16 protein-coding genes are annotated in these 19,624 nt (G+C 61.0%); all 16 read right to left on the reverse strand.

The annotated features are described in order from the left end of the window. Position 1: 1 nt before the first annotated feature. The 16 genes from PverR02_RS17970 to PverR02_RS18045 all read right to left on the reverse strand — a co-directional run bounded on the left by PverR02_RS17970 (position 2) and on the right by PverR02_RS18045 (position 19,567). A complete protein-coding gene (locus PverR02_RS17970; protein WP_079444064.1) occupies positions 2–1,114 on the reverse strand; it encodes an OmpA family protein in 1,113 nt (370 codons plus the stop codon). 23 nt (positions 1,115–1,137) lie between these two features. Then, complete coding sequence (gene tssE / locus PverR02_RS17975) at positions 1,138–1,578, reverse strand: type VI secretion system baseplate subunit TssE (RefSeq protein WP_079444065.1); 441 nt, start codon at positions 1,576–1,578, stop codon at positions 1,138–1,140. A gap of 3 nt (positions 1,579–1,581) precedes the next feature. Next, the gene (tssJ, locus tag PverR02_RS17980; RefSeq protein WP_046383722.1) at positions 1,582–2,118 is read right to left on the reverse strand and encodes a type VI secretion system lipoprotein TssJ; all 537 of its coding nucleotides are present in this window, start codon (positions 2,116–2,118) and stop codon (positions 1,582–1,584) included. Beyond that, a complete protein-coding gene (gene tssG / locus PverR02_RS17985; RefSeq protein ID WP_079444066.1) occupies positions 2,099–3,196 on the reverse strand; it encodes a type VI secretion system baseplate subunit TssG in 1,098 nt (365 codons plus the stop codon). The genes tssJ and tssG overlap by 20 nt, the downstream gene beginning before the upstream one ends. Next, positions 3,160–4,929 carry a type VI secretion system baseplate subunit TssF gene (gene tssF, locus PverR02_RS17990; protein WP_079444067.1) on the reverse strand — a complete coding sequence of 590 codons (1,770 nt, stop codon included), beginning with the start codon at positions 4,927–4,929 and terminating at the stop codon, positions 3,160–3,162. The genes tssG and tssF overlap by 37 nt, the downstream gene beginning before the upstream one ends. A 24-nt stretch (positions 4,930–4,953) precedes the next feature. Beyond that, positions 4,954–6,540, reverse strand: coding sequence for a type VI secretion system protein TssA (gene tssA / locus PverR02_RS17995; protein WP_079444068.1), 1,587 nt, complete (start codon positions 6,538–6,540; stop codon positions 4,954–4,956). Next, positions 6,537–7,316: a sterol desaturase family protein gene (locus PverR02_RS18000; protein WP_079444069.1), complete on the reverse strand. Its 780-nt coding sequence runs from the start codon at positions 7,314–7,316 to the stop codon at positions 6,537–6,539. The genes tssA and PverR02_RS18000 overlap by 4 nt, the downstream gene beginning before the upstream one ends. Before the next feature lie 72 nt (positions 7,317–7,388). After that, complete coding sequence (locus PverR02_RS18005) at positions 7,389–10,745, reverse strand: ImcF-related family protein (RefSeq protein ID WP_227778668.1); 3,357 nt, start codon at positions 10,743–10,745, stop codon at positions 7,389–7,391. Then, on the reverse strand, positions 10,732–11,742 hold the full coding sequence (locus PverR02_RS18010; RefSeq protein ID WP_079445022.1) for a hypothetical protein: 1,011 nt from the start codon (positions 11,740–11,742) through the stop codon (positions 10,732–10,734). The genes PverR02_RS18005 and PverR02_RS18010 overlap by 14 nt, the downstream gene beginning before the upstream one ends. 107 nt (positions 11,743–11,849) lie before the next feature. Beyond that, entirely contained in the window at positions 11,850–12,113 is a 264-nt protein-coding gene (locus PverR02_RS18015; RefSeq protein ID WP_079444070.1) for a PAAR domain-containing protein, read from the reverse strand. After that, positions 12,110–14,452 carry a T6SS phospholipase effector Tle1-like catalytic domain-containing protein gene (locus tag PverR02_RS18020; protein ID WP_079444071.1) on the reverse strand — a complete coding sequence of 781 codons (2,343 nt, stop codon included), beginning with the start codon at positions 14,450–14,452 and terminating at the stop codon, positions 12,110–12,112. The genes PverR02_RS18015 and PverR02_RS18020 overlap by 4 nt, the downstream gene beginning before the upstream one ends. Next, entirely contained in the window at positions 14,440–14,973 is a 534-nt protein-coding gene (locus PverR02_RS18025; protein WP_079444072.1) for a DUF3304 domain-containing protein, read from the reverse strand. Before PverR02_RS18025 ends, PverR02_RS18020 begins: the two co-directional genes overlap by 13 nt. 138 nt (positions 14,974–15,111) lie before the next feature. Then, positions 15,112–15,798 carry a DUF3304 domain-containing protein gene (locus PverR02_RS18030; protein WP_321572480.1) on the reverse strand — a complete coding sequence of 229 codons (687 nt, stop codon included), beginning with the start codon at positions 15,796–15,798 and terminating at the stop codon, positions 15,112–15,114. Then, on the reverse strand, positions 15,786–16,313 hold the full coding sequence (locus PverR02_RS18035; RefSeq protein WP_152032029.1) for a DUF3304 domain-containing protein: 528 nt from the start codon (positions 16,311–16,313) through the stop codon (positions 15,786–15,788). Before PverR02_RS18035 ends, PverR02_RS18030 begins: the two co-directional genes overlap by 13 nt. Positions 16,314–16,386: 73 nt before the next feature. Continuing rightward, the gene (locus PverR02_RS18040; protein WP_057006126.1) at positions 16,387–17,157 is read right to left on the reverse strand and encodes a DUF4123 domain-containing protein; all 771 of its coding nucleotides are present in this window, start codon (positions 17,155–17,157) and stop codon (positions 16,387–16,389) included. 10 nt (positions 17,158–17,167) lie between these two features. Further along, complete coding sequence (locus PverR02_RS18045; protein ID WP_079444073.1) at positions 17,168–19,567, reverse strand: type VI secretion system Vgr family protein; 2,400 nt, start codon at positions 19,565–19,567, stop codon at positions 17,168–17,170. Positions 19,568–19,624 lie beyond the last annotated feature (57 nt).

The raw sequence follows: 19,624 nt of genomic DNA on the forward strand, positions 1-19,624 counted from the left end.
CTCAGTCCACGGCCACCGTGGCCTCGCCGCAGGCCCCTGTCTGCGGCACCAGGTGAATATCCACGCGACGGTTCGCGGCGCGCCCGACGTCGGTTTCATTGCTGGCAATCGGCTGACTGGCCGCGAAGCCCTGGACGGCAAAGCAACTGTCGGCGATGTCGCCCATGCGCTGCATCCAGTCGCGCACGGCAGAGGCGCGGGCATGGGACAGCGCCAGGTTCTGTTCGACGGAACCGGTCGCGTCCGTATGCCCGGCGACCACGATCAGCCAGCCGGGTTGGGCTTTGATGTCGACCAGGGCATTGATCAGCACCTTGGCCGAGCCTGGCTTGAGCGTGGCACTGCCGGCATCGAACAGCGACAGGCTATCCAGTCGAACGGGGTCGGGCATAAGGGGTTCAGTGCCTGGACCGGCCAACCACATGCGCCAACCGATCCCTGCGAGCAAGGCAACGATCAGCGCCCCGACCAGCCCCCACAGCGCGATGCGTGGCCGGCGCGCCACCACTGCGGGTGGCGGCAGGATCACCACGGGGCTCACCAGCGCCGGCGCCGGCAACCTGAGCGGCGCGAGCATCGTGCCGTCCGGCGCGGGGCTTTGCTCCAGGCGCTGGATCAAGCCGCCGACCTGATAGCGCAGGGCGTGCAGCGGTTGTAGAGGGTGGTCTAGATGAGCCCGCAAACGCACCTGCAAACGGGCCAACTCAAGGTCCAATTGAACCAGCGCGGGCACGCCGTGGGCGGTCATCGCCCGGCTGCGCAGCAACAGTTGCAGTTGCTCGAACAACCATCCCAGCAAGTCCACGCGCGCCGACGCCATCGGCGGCCACAGGCGCACCCACTCACCGCCCAGCGCCTCGATCAACGCCACACCTTGGGTGATGCCCTCGACCCCATGACGCTGGCCGCGAGCCAAGGTGTAAAAGCACGCGCTGTGCAACTCCGCGCCGTTTTGCTGGAACAGCGCAAGGCAGCCTTGCTCGACCTTGGCCCAGTCCACATCCGGGCAGGCGGGATGGCTGAGCTTGGCCAATTCCTCGCGCAAAGCGATGAACTCACTGAAGCCGCGCGGATCACCGCCGACTTGAATACGCATCTCAAACAACGCCGTCATCGGGTTTCCCTTGCGTTATCGGTTCAAGGCTTCGACAGGTAATGCTGTCGCTTCAAGTGACGCACCAGCACCCGGCCTTCGGGTGTCAAGCGGGTGCCGAAGGTCACGTGCTGCCCATCCTTCAATTGCATGTCCAGGGCGTACTCCAGATGCCCCGGCAGCACCTGGGGCAGCAGCTCGATGGTGATCGCCGCCAGACGCGGTTCGTACTTGAGCAACGTGTCGGTCATGACGCCGATCAGGCCTTGGGCCGTGGCGGGCAACCCTTGCAGGATCAGGCCCATGTCCGGCAGCCCGTAATCCGGCAGATGGCTGAGCGCGCCCGCTCGACTGTTGAGGATGCGCTGCAGGTTGTCCAGCACGGAGAGGGCGTGCTGGTCCGCCTCGCAGACCCGCTGCAGGTCCAGTTCACCGGCGAAATTCTGCAACAGGCGTTCGTAGAGCGAAGGGGCGTACTCGGTCATGGCTCAATCCTTCGTCAATGGGCGCAGGATCAAGCGGTTATCGCCCAGTTCGATCACCCGTGCGCGATCCGGGTCGAGATCGTCACGCGTCAATGTCAGGCGCCAGCTGTTCTGCCGGGTATCGGGGTCGCGAAACAACGCCACCAACGTGACAAACTGCGCATCCTTGTCCATCGGCACGTTCAACTGAGCGCCTTCTTCGGGCTTTACCACCACCGAGTGTTTGTCCAATAACGCACGCGCGAGCAAGCGCTCGTCGTCGCCCAGCAGGCCTTCGTAGGTCGCCAGCTCCACCGCCTTGCTGTCGCGCAATTGGTAAACCCGCACCAGGGTCGGCACCGACAACGCACGCATGTCCGTGGCATCGGTGTTCAGCGCCGTGCGCGCGCTGAAATCCAGATGCAGGGTGTTGACCTGCTTGTAGAAGATCGCCTTGGCGGTGGATGCCGTGCCATCCGCCACGGTCTGGGCCAACCCACAACCGCCGAGCGGTAGCGTGAAAGCCGCCAGCAGCACAAGATTAAAAACGGTACGCGACATGCTGTGTCTCCCTGTTGCGCGGGTTAATCGAAAGGCCTTGGTAGCGCCCCAGGTTGATCGTGAGGGTCTCGTGTTCCGTCGTGCGCCAGGCGCTGTCTCCCAAGCCCAGTACACCGGTCATGCCGAGCCGGAGGGTGGCCAGCCCCAACACCGGCGCAGGCAGGCTGTGCAACGGCAGCGACAAGCGCAGTTTCGCCGTGCAACGCCACCCCAGGTAAACGCGCAACAGCACCCGCAGGTCGCGGTGTAGCTGGCCGTCGGGGAGCCAGCCACGGGCTTCCTGCGCGTGCTCGGTATAGAGCGTCAGACCGAACTGGCTGTTGGCGTCGCGGCCGATACGCCCCAGCGGCGTGCCCTGGGCCAGGCTCACCGGACGTTGCCGGGACAGGCTGGCCGGCGCCGCCAACGTAATGTTCTGCGGCCAATGCGGAGTCACCTGCACCTGGGTGTCGGGGGCGAGCAATTTGACCAGTGCGACGATGCCTTGTGCATTCCGCGTGGGCAGGCGCATCACGCTGAGCAAGGCCAGAAAGCGCGAGACCGGCGTGGCGACCTGTTGCGCGGTGCCGGGAATGCCCAGGCCGATCAGGCCCAGCAGGCATTGCGAGGTGGCATCGGTGCCGCCCGCTTCGAACGTCGCCGGGTAGGAGTACTTGCGCCAGATCCGGTAGAACTGGGTGAAGATCCGGTGATTGAACATATCCAGGAAGGCTTCCAGCGCTTCATGCCCCTCCCGACGCTGCGCGATGTCATCCAGGTACACGGTCGGCATCGGCGAATCGACCCCGTACAACCCAAGCAAGCGCGTGCGTACCGTCGCCGCTCGCTCCGGGTGCGCTTCATCGATTTCAATCGACTTCAACTCGCCGGCCGGAAAGCCCATGCCCGGATCGGGCCGAAAGCGCACGGCGTCATCCGCCGGGTGCGCGGTGCTGCCCAGCGGCGGATGGCCGGGCAAGGCCTGTTCCAGCAACTGGCAAAAACGCTGCAGATTGGCCTCGGCCACCTGGCCCTGTAAGGCATCCAGCAAACCGCTGGCTTTCAGCCGGGAATACGCTGACTGTGATTCTCGTTCCATCGCAGGCACTTTCCAGTAGGTTGCAGGATCAGCGTGAGCTGGGTGTACACATGAATGTCGGCATACAAGGCGAAGAAGCGATTGAGCATCTCGCCGAACAGGCTGATGTCGCCCTCCCCTGAAAAGCCGTTGGCATCGAGGGTGATCTCGATATCCACGCCGCGTAGCAAAAAGCCTTTCTCGAAACGTTGGACCAAGTGATGACGGACCTCGACGATCGCCGCCAGACGACGACGGTTGAGTTCGCTGCCCGTCCAGTCGTACAAGGCCAATGTGCCGCGCAACACCTCGGCGTTGTCGAGCATCGGCAGGAAGTTCGAGCCCAGGTGGCTCAGCACCCGCCAGTGAAAGCGGTCGCGGTTCGGCGGGTAGCAGGGCAAGCTCGGCGCACACAGGTTGCGCACCCGCAAACCGGCCTGGGGGCTTTGCACCAGCGTGTCGAGCACGGTGCTTTGCAGCGCCTTGCGCGGCAATTGGCCGTGGGTGCCGGTCAGTCGCAACGACAGGCTTTCACGCGTGCGCAGGCGGTCGCTGTCGAAGCCCTCGCCGCCGAGGATCAGCCAGGTGTCATGCAAGCCATTGGCGGCGCGCTTGAGGCGCGTATGGAAGTAGCGTTCGGGAGCCTCGTCACGCAACATGCCGCCCTTGTGGCGAAAGCTGCTGAACGGCACATAGTCCTGGCGCTCGGCGTTTCGCGAGGCGGTCACGCGGTCCACCGAATAGATCTCGGTATGGCCGTCCTGCAAACGCATGGGGCGCAGCAGGTAGTCGCTTTGCAACGGTGCCAGGGTCAGCGGGTCGGCCTCCAGCGCGAACAGGTTGATCACCGGCACCGCATGCAGGCGGATATGCTCGCGGCTCAGGTCGAAATCGGCCGGCCAGGGTTCACGTAACACCACTTCAAGCTCGAACCAGGCGGCGTCGGGAGCAATCTGCAGATGCTCCAGGCCACACAGGGTCACGAACATGAATTTTTCGCGGAAACTGAAATACTCCAGCAATAACTGATAACCGCTGAACGCACTGTCGCCCTTGGGCCACAGCCGGTCTTCATCGGCAAACCCCCTGGGTGCAAAATGCCCGGCCACCGGCTGGCGTTCGGTCTGGCCGGGCCAATGCACGAACATCGCCTGCACATTCAGGGTCAGCGCCTGATGCAAAGCACTGGCCAAAGGGGCTTCGGCATTCAGGTACAGCGGCACGCGACTCAGGTCGATCTGGCTCCAGTCAGTCAACGCGCCGCAGGCAAAACGCAGGCGCAACACGGAGCGACCATCCGGGGCGAAGCTGCGCCCGACCGAGGCCAGGGCCAACGGGCGCAGGGCCAGGTCCTGGGTGGTGGTGTAGCGGCAACGGGTACTTTGGGGCCCGATGGGTTGCGACAGCACTTCAAAGCCCTGCGCGATCAACTCGCTGTGCTTCATCTGCGCCAGTTCCGGCACCAGTTCGACGATCGACAGCGACGGGATGGTGCGCAGGTAGTGTGGCCAGAGCAGGCTGACCAGGCCTTCGGTCAATTCCGGCAGGTCATCGTCGAGTTTTTCCCGCAGGCGGCCCATCAGGAACGCGAAGCCCTCGAACAGGCGCTCCACATAGGGGTCTTGCGCCCCCGGTTTGTCCAGGTTGAGCTGTGCCGCCCGATCCGGGAAGGCCTCCGCGAATTCCTTGCCCGCCTCGCGCAGGTAGCGCATTTCGGCATCGAAATAGCGCAGTGTGAGATTGTCCATGTTCACAGAACGACTCCTGATAGATAAGGGTTAGCCGCACAGCACGGCGGCGCGTACCGGGTCGATGGCGACCAGCGCCGCCAGCAGGGTTTCCATGCGCCGCGCTAGGCTGGGTTTGTCGGCGTCGTTGCGTTGGGCTTTCACGCGCAGCAGCTTGAGCAGGCGCGCCTTGACCTCGAAATACAGCGCCGGCTCCCAGTCGGCCAGGGCCTGGCGTTGCGCGGTGGCGTCCAGTTCCCCCAGCAGGTGAATGGCCAGGTCGCTCTTGCCATGCTGTTCGGCCACCCGCGCCATCAGCAGGCGCAGCAGCCAGCGCTGGCGCCCGCTGTCGATACCGGGCCGCGCAGCCAGCCACGCCAGCGCGTGATCCACGCCGTCGCTGTCGGCCTGGGCCACGGCCTCACCTTCCAGGGACAAGATGTCCGCATCACTGCTGGCCACGGCCGCCGAGGGTACGGGCAGCCATTGCTGGGGTTGGTTGCCGCTGACGTGCTGGGCAATCCACTCGCGGGTGGTTTCGTCGGCGAACGGGGTGCCGTCACTCCAGCACAGCACCTCCAGACCCGGCAGGCGCTCGAGGAACATGCCCAGGTCACGTTTGGTGATAGCGGCCCAGCGGTCCTGCGGTGCGGGTTGTTTGCTCAAGGCCTGATACAGGTACCATTGCAGGTCGAGCCAGAAATGGTTCACGCCTTCGGCATACATCCGCTCGACCTGTTCGATCAACTCCGCCCAGTTCTGTTGCAGGTACAAACGCTTGAGCTGTGCCCGATAGTCTGCACGCGGCGGCGCCAGGCGCGTGTTGCCGTTGGCCTCCTGAGGCGGCGTCTGATGCACGGTGTCCCAGCGCAAGCTCTTCATCAGTCGGTGAGCGGCCAGCCAGCCCAAGGGTTGCTCGCGCAGGTAGCTCGCCAGGGCCCGGCCGCTGTCCAACAGGTCCCGCCCGGATTTGATCATCGTCGGCGGCGACGCGTTGGCATGCACAGTCGACTCAAGGCTGGCGGTGTGTTGCGGGACCAATGCGTCCATCCCGCCGGACTGCGCCAGTCGCGCCGACAATGCCGCGTACAGCGGCTGCAGATCCGGACGCTGCTCCGGCGCCCACCCACTCAAGCCGCGCTCCAGCCAGGCGAGCGCGGCGGCGGTGCGCTCGGCTTCGGCCTTGACCACTTCCGGGTACAGCGACAGCGTGTCCAACACCTTGCCACTGGCCAACCATTCCAGGGCCATCTTGCGGCTGTTCGGACGGCTGGGCAGCACCGCGTCGGCAAAGCGCTCCACCAGCGCGGCCAACAGGCTCAAGCCATCCGCCAAACCGAGTTCGCCGTCCTTGTGCAAGCGCGCCCACAGGTAGTACGTGGCGACGCGCAGGTCCTTGCAGCGCTGGGTCAGCAGCTTCTGCGCCAGCTGGGCAACCTGCTCGGCATCGGCACCCGACAGTTTGTTGACTTCTTCGCGCATGCGTTGGAAGTCATCGTCGTAGCCGGGGTCGTCGCCGACAGGGGATTCGGTGCTGATGGGGTGTAGCCAGGGTTGCCAGTGGGCGGCGTGTTCGTGTGCGACAGACAGTGCGTCACGCTCTCCAAGGCAGCGGGCGATCAAGGCGCGCAGGCTCATTCGGCCCCCTCACTCATGCCAGCGGGCTGTGTTACACCCTCATGCTTGCCGCGCGTCTGCACACGCTTTTGGAATGGATATAGATGCTGACGCAGAATGCCGTCCGGCAACGGTTCGCCAAACACTCCGTAGCGCGTTGGCCAGTCCTTTGCGGGCAATTTGAATGTTCCAAATACCCTATCGATCAGCGGCAGGTGAATCGCATAGTTTTTGTAGCGGTAGTCTGGATGACGGGCATGGTGCCAATGGTGGTAGCGTGGAAGTACCAATACGTATTCCAGCCAACCACCTTTGATGCACACATTGGCATGAGCCAGCACCGCCTGGACGCCGACCAGCACCACATAGGCATTCAATGCCTGCGCAGAAAAGCCCAGCAACATCAGCGGCATCAGTACGGCGGTGCACGTCAATAGCACTTCGACAAAGTGGACACGCGAGCCGGTCAGCCAATCCATCGCCGTACTCGAATGGTGCACCGCATGGAAACGCCATAACCACGGCACCGCATTCTTGGCATACAGCTTTTCCAGCGGAATAAAGACCGCCGCGGAGATGAGGAGCGCCAATCCGAGCAGTAGCAGGCTACGCGCCAATTGTTCGTTGTAAACCTTGCGCAGTTCGGTCGTGGTCAGCCACTCGGGAAGCAAAAAACACAACACGGCCAGCAGACTCAACAGCCCGAGCGCAGCGCAGATATAACCGCTGATACGCCCCTCGCCGAATTTGAATGGAGCGTGGCCATGGTCTCGAAGATACGTTTTAATTTTTTGCATTACACATCCTTTGTATCCAATACCTGTTAAGGGTGTTCCTTGGTTACGTCAGCGCGCCGATGGAACAGTGATTCACCGGAGTTCGAAACTCCCGTTCTGCGCATAGGGTTCTTCTGCGGCGCCCTCATTGAGAAATATCTGTTGCGGCAACCTGAAGTCACGCAGCTTGAGCAACGCCAGCGGCCCCGCATCCAATTCAGTGCGCAGGTGCCACGTCAGGTTCAGGCCGTCGGGCGCCTTGAGGGCCAGGCGGTAGCGGCTGTTGCCGTCGTCCAGTGGCGTGACCTGGGCGTTTTCCAGCAGGCGGATCAGGCCCCAGGTGCCGGGGTAGTCGCCAAACAGCCGCTCGCCGGCATGCACGCTGGTCCAGCTGAGGCTCACGCCGGGATAGTCGCTGCGCCCCGGCCAGTTGAAACGCTGCCAGCTTTCTTTCTGGTTGAAGTACTGGTGCCGGTCGCCGTTGAGGATGAAGGTGGTTTGCACCACGTCGCGCACGGGTTTGCCTTGCAGTTCAAAGCTCAGCCCCATGCCGCCGTCGGTGTAGAGCACATCGGCCAGTTCGCTCAGTTGATTGATCGCGCTAAGAAACTGCGGGTTGAAACGCAGGCCCTGGCTGTGGCGCGGATCGGCTACCCAACGGCTACCTTCCTTGCGCAGCACGCCGCTCAATTGCTGCTGTAAAAACTGTGCGATGCGCCCGGAGTCCGCGCGGATCATCTGCCCCAACATCGGCAACGACGCATCGCTGGTGGTGGCGGCAAACGGGTAACGGCTGGCGAAGGCGGCGTTCCAATGGCTGACGATCGAGCGCTGCCAGTGGCTGTTGAGGCCGGCGGCGGAGGGTTGCAACACGCGTTGCCAGGCCTGTTCCAGCGGCTGCACGAACAGCGTCTGCGCCGCCCCGCCCCACTCCGCGCCCAGGCTGGCGGCCAGCAGGGCACCGTAGGATTGGGTGTCGGTGAGGTCGATGCTGCGGCCTTGAAACACGCTTTGTGCCAGGGCCTGGGTCATTTCCAGCGGGTCGGGCGCGGTGCTGATCTGCTGCAGTTTCAAACGCACCCGTGTCACGCGGGTGAGGAAGGCCGGGAGACTGAGGCCGTCTGTGTTGGACTTGTCCAGCAGCGCCAATAACGGGCCGAAGGTCGCCGCCAGCGGCCCCGTGGCGGCCTGGGCCAACGGCTCGATCGCGGCGGCCTTGTCCGGCCCGATCAGCTTTTGCGCAGACTGCACCAGCGAGTCGGCCAGGGCCTGGGGGCGGCTGCCCGCCTGCGCCTGGTAGGCCACGCTGTTCAGCAGCGCGATCAAGGGCGATTGGCGCACGTCGCTCATCAGCGTCAATTGGTCGATTGACTCATCGAGACTCGCGGCCTGCTGCCAGCGCAGGCTGTTGAGCAGATCCTGCCAGGCGCTGGCGTAGTCCTGGAAGTAGCGTTCGGTGAGGCGGGCGCGCAGTTGCTCAGGACTCAGGCGGGTGTCGACGTCGGCGGGTTGGTCGCTGAGCACCCAATCGATTTCCTCGCGGCGCGCCTCGGCGATCGCATCGATGGCGTGGCGCACCGAGCCTTCCCAGGCCTGGCGGGTGAACACGCCGGGCACGCTGGCCTCGGTGGTGAACAGGGCCTGGGCGTCGGTGTCGCCGACCAGTTGCGGCAGGCCCAGGGCCGGGTAGTGATGGGCGGCGTCATCGAGCAGTTGTTGGTACAGATTGGCTTCGGCATTGCGCTGACCCAGTTGGCCGAGCAGGACCTGCCGGACTTGCGCGACCAGCCGCGCGTCGGTGTCGATGCGCCAAGTTGGATTGGCGGCCAGGTGTTCAGCGTAAAACTGCCACAGAGTGGGGCCCAGGGCTTGCCAGAGGCCCGCGCGTGAAGGCTCGACTTCGCCGAGGGTTTTCACCAGCAGACTGGCGTCGGCTTTTGCCGGACGCGCCATCATCAGGTAGGCCTTGAGCTGGTCGTAGGCAGCACGGGCGCGTTCGGCGCGCTCGGGATTGTCCGGGGCCAGCTTGACCAGGGCCGTGAGCTGTTGGCGTAAAGCGGCGACGGCCGGGTCGCGGATCAGGCGGTTGTTGGCTTCGACGTAGCGCGGCCACACGGTTTCAAGCAGCGCTGGGTTTTGATTCAGGCCGAAGCGCTGATACCACGGAGCGCCGCCTTGAACGCGATCATCCAGGCGCGCCAATTCGCGGACCAGTTCATGGAGGGCCAGGAGCTGTTCGTCGCCTTGTGATGCGCGTTGCAAGGTCGACAACGAGCTGTGTAACTGGGCGATCTGCGTGCGGTTGCTGATGAATGACAGCAGCAGTCCTGCGCTCCACAGCATGGCTAGGCCGAAAGCCAACGCGTAGCCAACTCGCGGCACGCTCCAGCCCAGCCGGCGGCCACGGGCGTTATCGCCGAGTACACCGTGCCACACCGGGGCCACCGACCACGCCTGTTGTTGATCATGCGGCGAGCGCTGTACCGGCAGGCTGAACCACACCCCCCGCAACGGCACGCCACGGGCAAATTCGCCGGCCAGGTGCGCCAAGGTGTGACGCCAACGATCAATGCCCTCGCCCTTTAAATCTCGCGACAAACGCAGCAGAAAATCATCCTTCATCACCGCGTTCATCTGCGCCAAACCCGCGCGACGCAAAGGCTCCAGCAAACGATTCAGCGCGGCGTCCAATGCCGCCGCCGAGAAGCGTGCGGGCAACTGACAGCCCACCGGCTGCGCTTTGCGCGTGTCCTGCGCCCATGCACTGCCGCAGACCTGCCAGAGGGATAACGGCAACTGCCAGCGCAAGTCACGGGCAAGGCGCTGCACCTGGCGTACACCTTTGCCCATCGCGACATCGTCGGCGGCCTGGGTTTCGTTCAGCGCCCAGACGACTCCGTCCAGCGCACGCCAGCGGCTGAGGCCGCTCCATTGCTTGAGGAAAGACTGATCCAGCGCGGCCTGCGCACTACCGCCCCACAGCAGGACGGTGCCTTGGCCTTCGAGCCATTGGTGAGCGGCCAGGGTGGGGGCGATGGCTTCGATTTCGGCGGGTTCGCCGATGATGAGCAGCAGGCGGGTTTTGTGGCGCCAGAAGAGGCCGTAGTGCTCGCGTAGGTGCTCGCGCACTTTTACCGCATCTGGCGATGCGGGTTCCCGGTTCAATCGCGAGTTCGGCGTTTCGGTGACCGCCCTCACGACCTGCTGTGCCTGGCGAAGCGCCAGACGATCCCAGGCCAGCAAAATGACCGGGCAGAACCAGCAGAGCGCGAACCACACCCCCAGCCCCCACAGCAGCAATTGCTTGAGCGGCATTTTCGGCCAGCCCAGATAGCCGCTGCACAAGCCATACAACAGACCACCGAGCAGTACCAGCAGCGTCATGATCAGCAGATAGCCCAACCCCACACGAACCAACGAGCCCTTACCCACGTCCTTAACTGTTGCCATAAGGCACCGCCACTCCAATCGCCAATCGTTGGTTTCCATCCTGGCTCAGCCAACCACAGGGCTGACCCGCCGCCCCCGCTTGCAGCAATGCCAGGGACATCCCGATAAACGGCGCCAGGTGCGCCAGCACGCCCCATTGCCCGGCCAGTTGATGTTCGACCGCCGACCAGCCGCCCTCTACAAACGCAGCCTGGCTGGCTCGATCCAGTGCCAGGCAGGTGGTCGGCGCAGATTGCAGTCCGGCGTAACGCTGCATCTGTGCACACAGCTCGACGGGCGACTGGCTTGCAAGGTATTCACCGCGATGCACCAACTGCCGCCCCTGCCAGCTCACTCGCCAGAAGAAACCCGCTTCACCCCCCAGCTCGCCCTCTTCGGCACTTGCCACCGACGCTACGCCGGCGCACAACAACCAGTCGTCCTCGCCACGGCAATCGCGATGGAAGGTATCGATCAGGTCATCCAAATCAGTCAGGTTCTGTAGCAGCAAACGGGCCTCGGGCAACACCACTCCCGCCCGGACCAACGCCTCAACGAAAGCAGCCTGGCCGCTCTCATCCCCCACCCAGGCAATTGCCCGCAGCTGTGGCCAGCACTCGGACAACCCCGGGAGGGCCAAGGTTAAACGGGTGAGATGCCGTGCCAGTGCAGGTTCACGCTCGCTGATCAAGCTCAGCGACAGTGGGCAACGCAACATGGGCTGTGTAGCGCCGGGTATCGCCAAGGGTGGCGAGACGCTTGTCATCAAGTTCAGGTAGTCTTCTTGCATGTCACCCGCCGGGCCGAGCAACAACACATCCTGCACCGGTAAACCCAGCGAGCGCCGTTGCCACCAAGCCTGTATGGCGGCCTCCAGCGCGCGCAGATACACCTTGCGGTTGAACAGCTCGATCTGCCACACCAACACACGCACCGCCAAAATCAGCGCCCAGCACAGCGGCAGCACCGCGCTCCACAGCCACCATTCCAGGCGCGGTTGCTCCTGGGGCCACAGCATCAGCAAAACGGCCGACTGCACTCCCCACGGCAGTGCCAACCCCAACCACCAACTGCGCCAACGCGGCTCGCCCGGTTCGATAACGTCGGGGTACTCAGGCGGACGGTTCATGGCACAACCACCATTGAAGTGGCCGGCAGGCTGCTAACCAACTGGCAACCACACGCGCAACGATGGCCGTGCAGCGCCACAGGTTTGCCGTCCATGGTTGAACCCGAAGCGCCTTCGATAATGTGCGTAATGCCATGCAGGTTGCAGCGAACTTGATCATCCACGCAGGCCACTGGTTTGCCGAAGGCTTCGTAGTGCCCCGACAAAACCTCACCGCCAAACGGGTGCAGTGGGTCGCCCATGCGTACCAGGGGCATCATGACACCAGCTCCTTAACCTGTTCGACCAACCCGCCAGTGCGTTTCAGATAGTCCAACATGTTCTGCCTGCGCAGGGCCTCTTCACCCTCGATAATGGCTTGCGTTTGCTGCGCCACCACCTCACCGATCGCAAAGGTCGGTTGCAGGATTTTCTCCGCCCCGGGCAGGAAAGGCTCCACTTTGCCACTGACGACATCGATCACCTGGTAGCCCACTGATGCACCAGCCAGCGTGCCTGCCAGACCTTTCCAGCCATGACGACGGATGCTGTACACCCCGCCCAGTACCAATGCGATGCCCACCACACGCCCGGCCACCACCACCGGGGTCATACGCTTGTTGGTCTCGTCGCCGAAATACACCATGCGGTAACGAAAATAATCCCCCCACAACTCCCGTGAACTCGTAGCGTCGTGCATAAACCAGGCACGCGAGTCATGCATCTGGTCGTCAAATAGCGCGACCAGCGCAGCTTTCTGCGGCGAATCGCTGACGCGAAACTTATTGCTGTTGTTCCCGAGCTCAACAAACAGCTCCTTGGCGCGCATTTCACCCTCGGCCTTGATCCGCTCATACTCCTGCTGCTCGTCGTCGTCATTGAGCAGGTACACCGTGTCCCTAAGCGCCACATCGACGACCCAGCCTGCCACGCTGGTCTGATCGCGCCGCCAACCTTGGTAGTCGTGTTCGAACTCCACAGCGGCCTCGCGGATCTGCTGCTGATCCCTTACCGGTTCGTAAGCCGGCGGGCTGGCCGTTCCCAACAGAAGCTGTGCTTCGTTCTCCTGACCCCGGGCCGCCTTGCGCTTTTCTTTGGCGATGGCTATCTCAGCCTCACGTTTGGCTTTTTGCGCCGCTTCCAGCGATGCATTGGTCTGTGTGGCTTGGCCGTAAAAAGGTTGATTGACGTAACTGCCACGGCCCAGACGCTCGATGCGCCAGCCAGTGAGCCAGGCCAATTGCGCGGCCATGGCGTCTTCGAGGGAGTGGCCCAGGCGTAGGGATGGGCCGTTAGACGGGGTTGGTGGGGTGGTTTCTTCGGTTAGGCCCAGGGTGTTGCGCCAGGCGTTGAAGCGGTCGATGAGCTGATCATCTAACGCAAACTCTTTTAAGTTGTCTGTCGACATGGTGCGCGCCCGCTGAATCTGACGCAGTTTATCCGGCAGCACCGCCTCAGGTACCGTCAACGGCGCACCGGCCGCAAAGGCCTCCGCATACAGGTCATGCAGCACAATCTGCGATAGCAACTCGCCCGAACCGCCTCGGGCCTTGCCCTGATCCCCAGGTGGGTAACCGCCGCCCACATCCGAATGCACACCGGGGTAGACCACCTCCCGGGCATAAGGGGGATAAAGGCCATCTGCATAACGGATCGAGTCCAACGGGAAGCACAAGCGCTGCTCATGGGCCGCGACAAAATGCCGGCAGACCTTGATCCACTCGGGGAATGCCTTGACATCGGGTAACTTCTGAGTGCCATCGGCCCAGTCCATATGCCCGTCGGCAAAGGGCGCGGCATGGGCGCTGCCCACCGAAGCCACGGTGTCGAGCAAGCCAAGAAACTCGATGGTCAACGGCAGTCCCAATAATGCCTGCTCTGGGTGTTCGGCCCCTTGCGGGGTATCGAACAGCTCACTCAACCAGGTAACGAAGGTCCGAGCCTCGGCCGCCCCACGGGAAAAACCATAGACGAACAGCTTGATCGCCAGCACCTTGGGCTGCACGGTCGCGACCCTGGTCCGCAAGGGCTCCAGCAGCGAGGCCATGACCTGGCGCCGGCTGCTTTTACCCTGCGCAGTCAGCGGCCAGGTGGTGGCCATGGCTTTGAGCTTGGCCTGGACGACTGGCAGATCCAACCCCTGCTTGTTGTTCAGGGCGAAGGACAGCGCATCGGCAATTTGCAATAGCCCCCAATTAACCCGGTCCTCCCCTCGATTGGCGAAGGCCAACCCGCGCATGCTGAAGTCCAGCTCGCCAATTTCAGGAAAGGGGGTGCCCACACCGGGGATGTAATAACGAAAATAGCCACTTTCCGGCTGCTCCAGAGTGGCGTGGTAGAGCCGAGCGATATTGGTCGGATGGGGCGGCGTGGCCTTATGGGTGTCGTAGGGTTCGTTGTTGTTAGTACCGTCAAAGAACAAGCTGATATGCAAGCTATGTGCGCAGGTAGAAGCACCACGTAAACCACGCAGGGCATTCAATTCTTGGCGGTACTGTTCCACCTCGATCATTTGTAGATCGTAGTTGGCACTTACGCTCTGCAAATCGCTGGGCAAGCGCCTTTTCTTGGGAAATATGGCCGGCACATAAACCGACTCAGCGTTCTTCACTTCGGACATACGACTGGCTCCTTCATTTCCAATGGTTCCTTGATGGGGCTATTGGGTGATGGATAGCGCCAACAAGACGTGGAGACCTTGACTTGATTGCAGGGTAAAAAATGCACTTCCAACGCACACAACCTGCCCTCATAAGGAGGGAGCTCTACTATGGTGCTATATCTCCCATAGTTTGCCTCATGCCTAGCCAACGCAACCTCATCAAAATTAAATCCATCAGGTTTACGCTTAATTTTTTCGTAAGGGCTCGGATCAGTTTCCCACTCCACTTCAAGTTTCAAGCCTGGCCGCCATTGCCTTGGCAACATCGCACAGCACATCCCACCACCATAACCATGCGGAGATATATTGGCGCCACCATAGCCATTCACCGAAAAGTAATTAATGGCCGCTGACGTGTGGTTCACTCCATTCAAATTACCCGCTAAAAACTTGGAGTCCCCCACCGAGCACCCAGCCAGTAACAAAAGTAAACAACCGCCCAACCATCGGCACATAGCACTGCCTTCTAAATAGTTCATCCCATGTTCCTTATTCACACTTAAGCTCTGCAAGAAAAATACCTGCGCCAAACCTCTTTCATTCAGAACCTCCTGCGACTCACTGGATAAACATCCTTTCTTGGAAAAAGTCAGACACATAAACCGATTCGGCGCCCTTCACTTCGGACATACGGCTGGCTCCTTCATTTCCAATGGTTCTTTAATCGGATATCCAGGTTGGCCATAAGCCATACAGGCAGCTGTGACTTTGATCTGATTGCACGGCAAGAAATGAACTTTTAATGAACACAGCTTTTCTATCTCATAAGCAGGGAGATCTACTATGGCACTGTGTTGTTGGTAGTTCGCTTTATGCTTGGCATAAGCTTCTTCATCAGGACCGTACCCGGATGTTTTTCGCTTAAGCCTCGCATAAGGATTAGGATCAGTTTCCCACTCCACTTCAAGCTTCAAGCCTGGCTGCCATTGCCTTGGCAACATCGCACAGCACATCCCACCACCATAACCATGCGGAGATATATTGGCGCCACCATAGCCATTCACCGAAAAGTAATTAATGGCCGCTGACGTGTGGTTCACTCCATTCAAATTTCCCGCTAAAAATTTAGACTCCCCCACCGAGCACCCAGCCAGTAACAAAAGCAAACAACCGCCCAGCCATCGGCACATAGCACTGCCTTCTAAATAGTTCATCTCATGCTCCTTATTCACACTTAAGCTCTGTAAGAAAAATACCTGCGCCAAACCTCTTTCATTCAGAACCTCCGGCGACTCACTGGATAAACATCCTTTCTTGGAAAAGTCAGACACATAAACCGATTCGGCGCTCTTCACTTCGGACATATGGCTGGTTCATTCATTTCCAATGGTTCCTTGATGGGGCTATTGGGTGATGGATAGCGCCAACAGGAGGTGGATACCTTGACTTGATTACAGGGTAAAAAATGCACTTCCAACGCACACAATCTATCCTCATAAGGAGGAAGCTCTACTATGGCACTGTGTTGTTGGTAGTTGGTTTTATGTTTAGCCATAAAAGTTCGAAATGCATCCGAACCTAAAGGCGGAGATTTTGCATAGGGGTTCGGATCAGTTTCCCACTCCACTTCAAGCTTCAAGCCTGTCTGCCACTGCCTTGGCAACATCGCACAGCACATCCCACCACCATAACCATGGGGAGATATATTGGCGCCACCATAGCCATTCACCGAAAAGTGATTAATAGCCGCTGATGTGTGGTTCACTCCATTCAAATTACCCGCTAAAAACTTGGACTCCCCCACCGAGCATCCGGCGAGTAAAACAAGCAAACAACCGCCCACCCATTGGTACATAGCGCTGCTTTTTAAATAGCTCATCCTCTACCCCTATTCGCACCAAAGTCCGGCATGCCCCCCCTGTATTGCTCAACAGACAACTAAGGCCTATCAGCTAGACAACATCCGCCCTACTCCAATGCAACTCTGCGTATAATTTCAAGTCACCAAAATAGTTTTCTTGACTGGCTTGCAGCACTACGCGATAACAACATGCAAAACACTGCTCATGGGAAAGTTCCGAAAACCTCGCCCTGGCAACTTCGAACAGATTCTGTGCGTCACTGATGCTGCCCAACCGGTCAAATTGAGCGTCAGCCAAGTTGATGGGAGGAAAGGTTTCAGCCAGGGGCTGATTCGACCGATAGGTACCAGGCTGCCAGACAGGCTGCTGGTCCCGGTTCAGCCAACTCCAGAACAGGGTCACGCGCAGAAATTGCTCTTTCTGTTCTGGGCTCAATACGCTGGCCAACACTTCGGGCATTACGCGGGGGTCATAGAAGCGCAGCAATCCCGACTGGCCTCCCCACTCAAGCTGCGAGAGCCCCTGAAGGGACTTAGCCAAAACATCAAACGGCATAGGTGAAATCAACAGCATGAGGCGTGGCAGATGCCCGACTTGCTCAATCAGTTCTTCCAGCCAGGCTTTGTGCCGCCAGTCGTCGAGGTTGATTCGCATCAAAATGGGCGCCTGCGTCAACAGTGCCTCTTCTGGTGTTGCACTGAATAAAGAAAACCAGCGCATGCCCGGTTCCATAAGGCGAAGGGCCGGCAATAGGGATACATCCCAGGCGGCTTGATCAACCACGACATCGACATGCCCCACGTTCGCGGAACCGCACAGGCTTTCTATTTGCTCGATCCAGCGTGTGTAGTGTTCTTGCATTTTTCTACCCTCAGTCGGTGGCGCGCATGACCGCGCCCGCTGCTTGCGTTTGAGCAATTTTCAGGCACTCTTCGCACACCGACTGCGGCAACTCACGCAAAGGAAAGCGCTGGCTGGTCGTGGTTTCCCAGACGTGTTGGCCTTTAAGGTTGAGCTTGCCCGGGGTGTGGATGTCGATAGCGCCGCCGGGTGTGATGCGGATATACCCGCCACCACACGCCAAGGTGATGCCGTTTTTAGCCGTCAGTTGCAGATGCCCCTGTACGGTCTGCAGGGTGATGTCTTGCTGGGCAATCAGATTCAACACGTCGTTGTGGGATTCGATTTCCAGCGGCCCCTTGCCGGACACCAGGCGCATGCCTTCCTGCTGGGCAAGCAGGGAAATGGCCTGATTCGCATGGACGGACAGCCGTTGAGCGGCAGCCAGGTTGATCTCATCGTTGCTTTGCACATACATCGCCTCGCCGCTTTTGAGCAGCAGGCTTTCAGGGGTTACCGCACCAATGCCCTTGGGCGCACTGAGTAGGATGGCCGAGGCGTTCAGGTCTTTGGCGTTGTCCTGGAACTGTTGCAGACCATCAATGGCGGGTTTGCGACTGCGATGAGACTGGGCGATTGCCTGCCAGTCAGCGATTTGTTGTGTGGCTCCCGCGACCAGATCGGTGGCTGGCGCCATGGTGAGCACATCACCAGAAGCCTTGGCCTGTATATCCGCACTGATGAACAACCCTTTGCCTGCACGAATGCTCCCCCAAGCATCTGTACGTAGCTCAAACCCTTCCCCACGTTTTTTACGCTGACCATCCACCAAATGCCCAAGATTCAGCTGGCTCTTACCACTGTGCTCAGTACTGACCTTGATATGCTCCCGCCCCCGCGTGTCATCCATCCGCAGCTTGTTATTCGCCGGGGTACGCAGCACGTTGCGTTTGTAGTTACGCAAGGTCACATGATCGACATGCTGGCTATCGTGCAACGCGTGCGCGATGTAGGGCCGGTCTGGGTCGCCTTGTTCAAAGGCGATGGCCACTTCGGTGCCGGGAATCAACGGCAGGTGCAGGCCGTGGGTATCTCCGGCGTAGGGTCGGGCCAGGCGTAGCCATAGGCTTTCTTCGCCGGGTTTCCAGGTGTCGCGGTCGAACAGGAAGTTGACCTTGTAGCGCCCTTCGAGGTCGATGTGGCCGTAGGGGTCGTTGGCCTGTGGGCTGGTGACGCGGGCCGGGACGGTGCCGGCGATTTGGGGTTTGGGCTGCAGTGCGGGGCGAAAGCACACGGTGTCTGAATAGGGTATGGCCTGGAAGGTCGCGACCAAGCTGCTATCGCGGGCGGCGGTGGTGGTCAGGCCGGTGATCACCGCGCCCGGTGTGAAGGCTTCGGGCGCGCCGCCGGTGATGTGCAGCACCTGCCCCGGCGCTAACGTGGCGCTGCTGGTGATGCCGCTGAGTTGGGTCTGGGCGTTGAGGTAACGCTCGTGGCGCAGGCGTGCGTAGAAGTAGCCGCTTTCGCTGAGCAGGTCTTCGTCCTGATCCAGCCGGTCGCCGAGGGTCGTGTAGGGCTCGGCGTAGTGGTAGGCCTCGCCGTAGGTGCCGCTGGCGCCGCGGCTCTGGTCGATCTCGCCGCTCAGGTGGGCGCCGGCGTCGCGGGGGTGGTAGGCGCGGATATGCACCTGTTGTTCGACCACCTGGTGGTTCGATTGCAGGTGCCACACCGCGTCCTGCCCGCTGCTGCCCAACCCGGATTGCGGGCGATACGGCAGCGCGATGTCGAACTGGTAGAGGCGCTGATCGTCGCAGAACTCGACCACATCGATACCCAGGCGTTCGTCGCTGGTGAAGCGGTACCAGATGCCGACGTCGGCGAGCAGGCGGTCAATGAAGGCCAGGTCGCTCTCGCCGTATTGCATGACCTGCTCGCGCCTGGGGTAGTCGCGTTTCAGGCTGAACAGAAAATCCTGGCCTTCAAAGTCGTGGCGGCTGCGCAGGATGCTTTCGACGATCTGCGGCACGGATTGATGCTGGTAGATGCGAAATTGTCTGCCTTGGCCGAGCAGGGCCAGGCGCGGCTGCAGAGTGATTTCATAACGGGCCTGGTCGTTCGAGCCGGACTGACGCTTGAAGCCGGTGACCACACCGTGCAAGGTGCGCAGCGGTTTGACCGCGGGCGCGCTGAAGCCTGAGGCCGGTGGTTTTTGCGGGGCGGCGTGCAGGCTGAAACGGGCGTCCTGGCCAAGCAGGGTTTCGGCGGCGAGGTCACGTTCGGTGCTGGTGAATTCCACGCGATAGGTGAAGGGCTGGCTCAGGTGTTCATGGCCTTCAAAGGCCAACACGTCGAGACGGGCTTCGATGTTGCGCACACTCAGGGTGTGCCGGCCATGATCGAAAAGAACCCTCGGCAGTACGCTGGAAGTCATTCCCTTTACTCCTGGACGCGAAAGCCCAGAGAGTAAAGATTTGTTATCGGTGATTAA

Source organism: Pseudomonas veronii, from assembly GCF_002028325.1.
GTDB classification, from domain to species: domain Bacteria; phylum Pseudomonadota; class Gammaproteobacteria; order Pseudomonadales; family Pseudomonadaceae; genus Aquipseudomonas; species Aquipseudomonas veronii.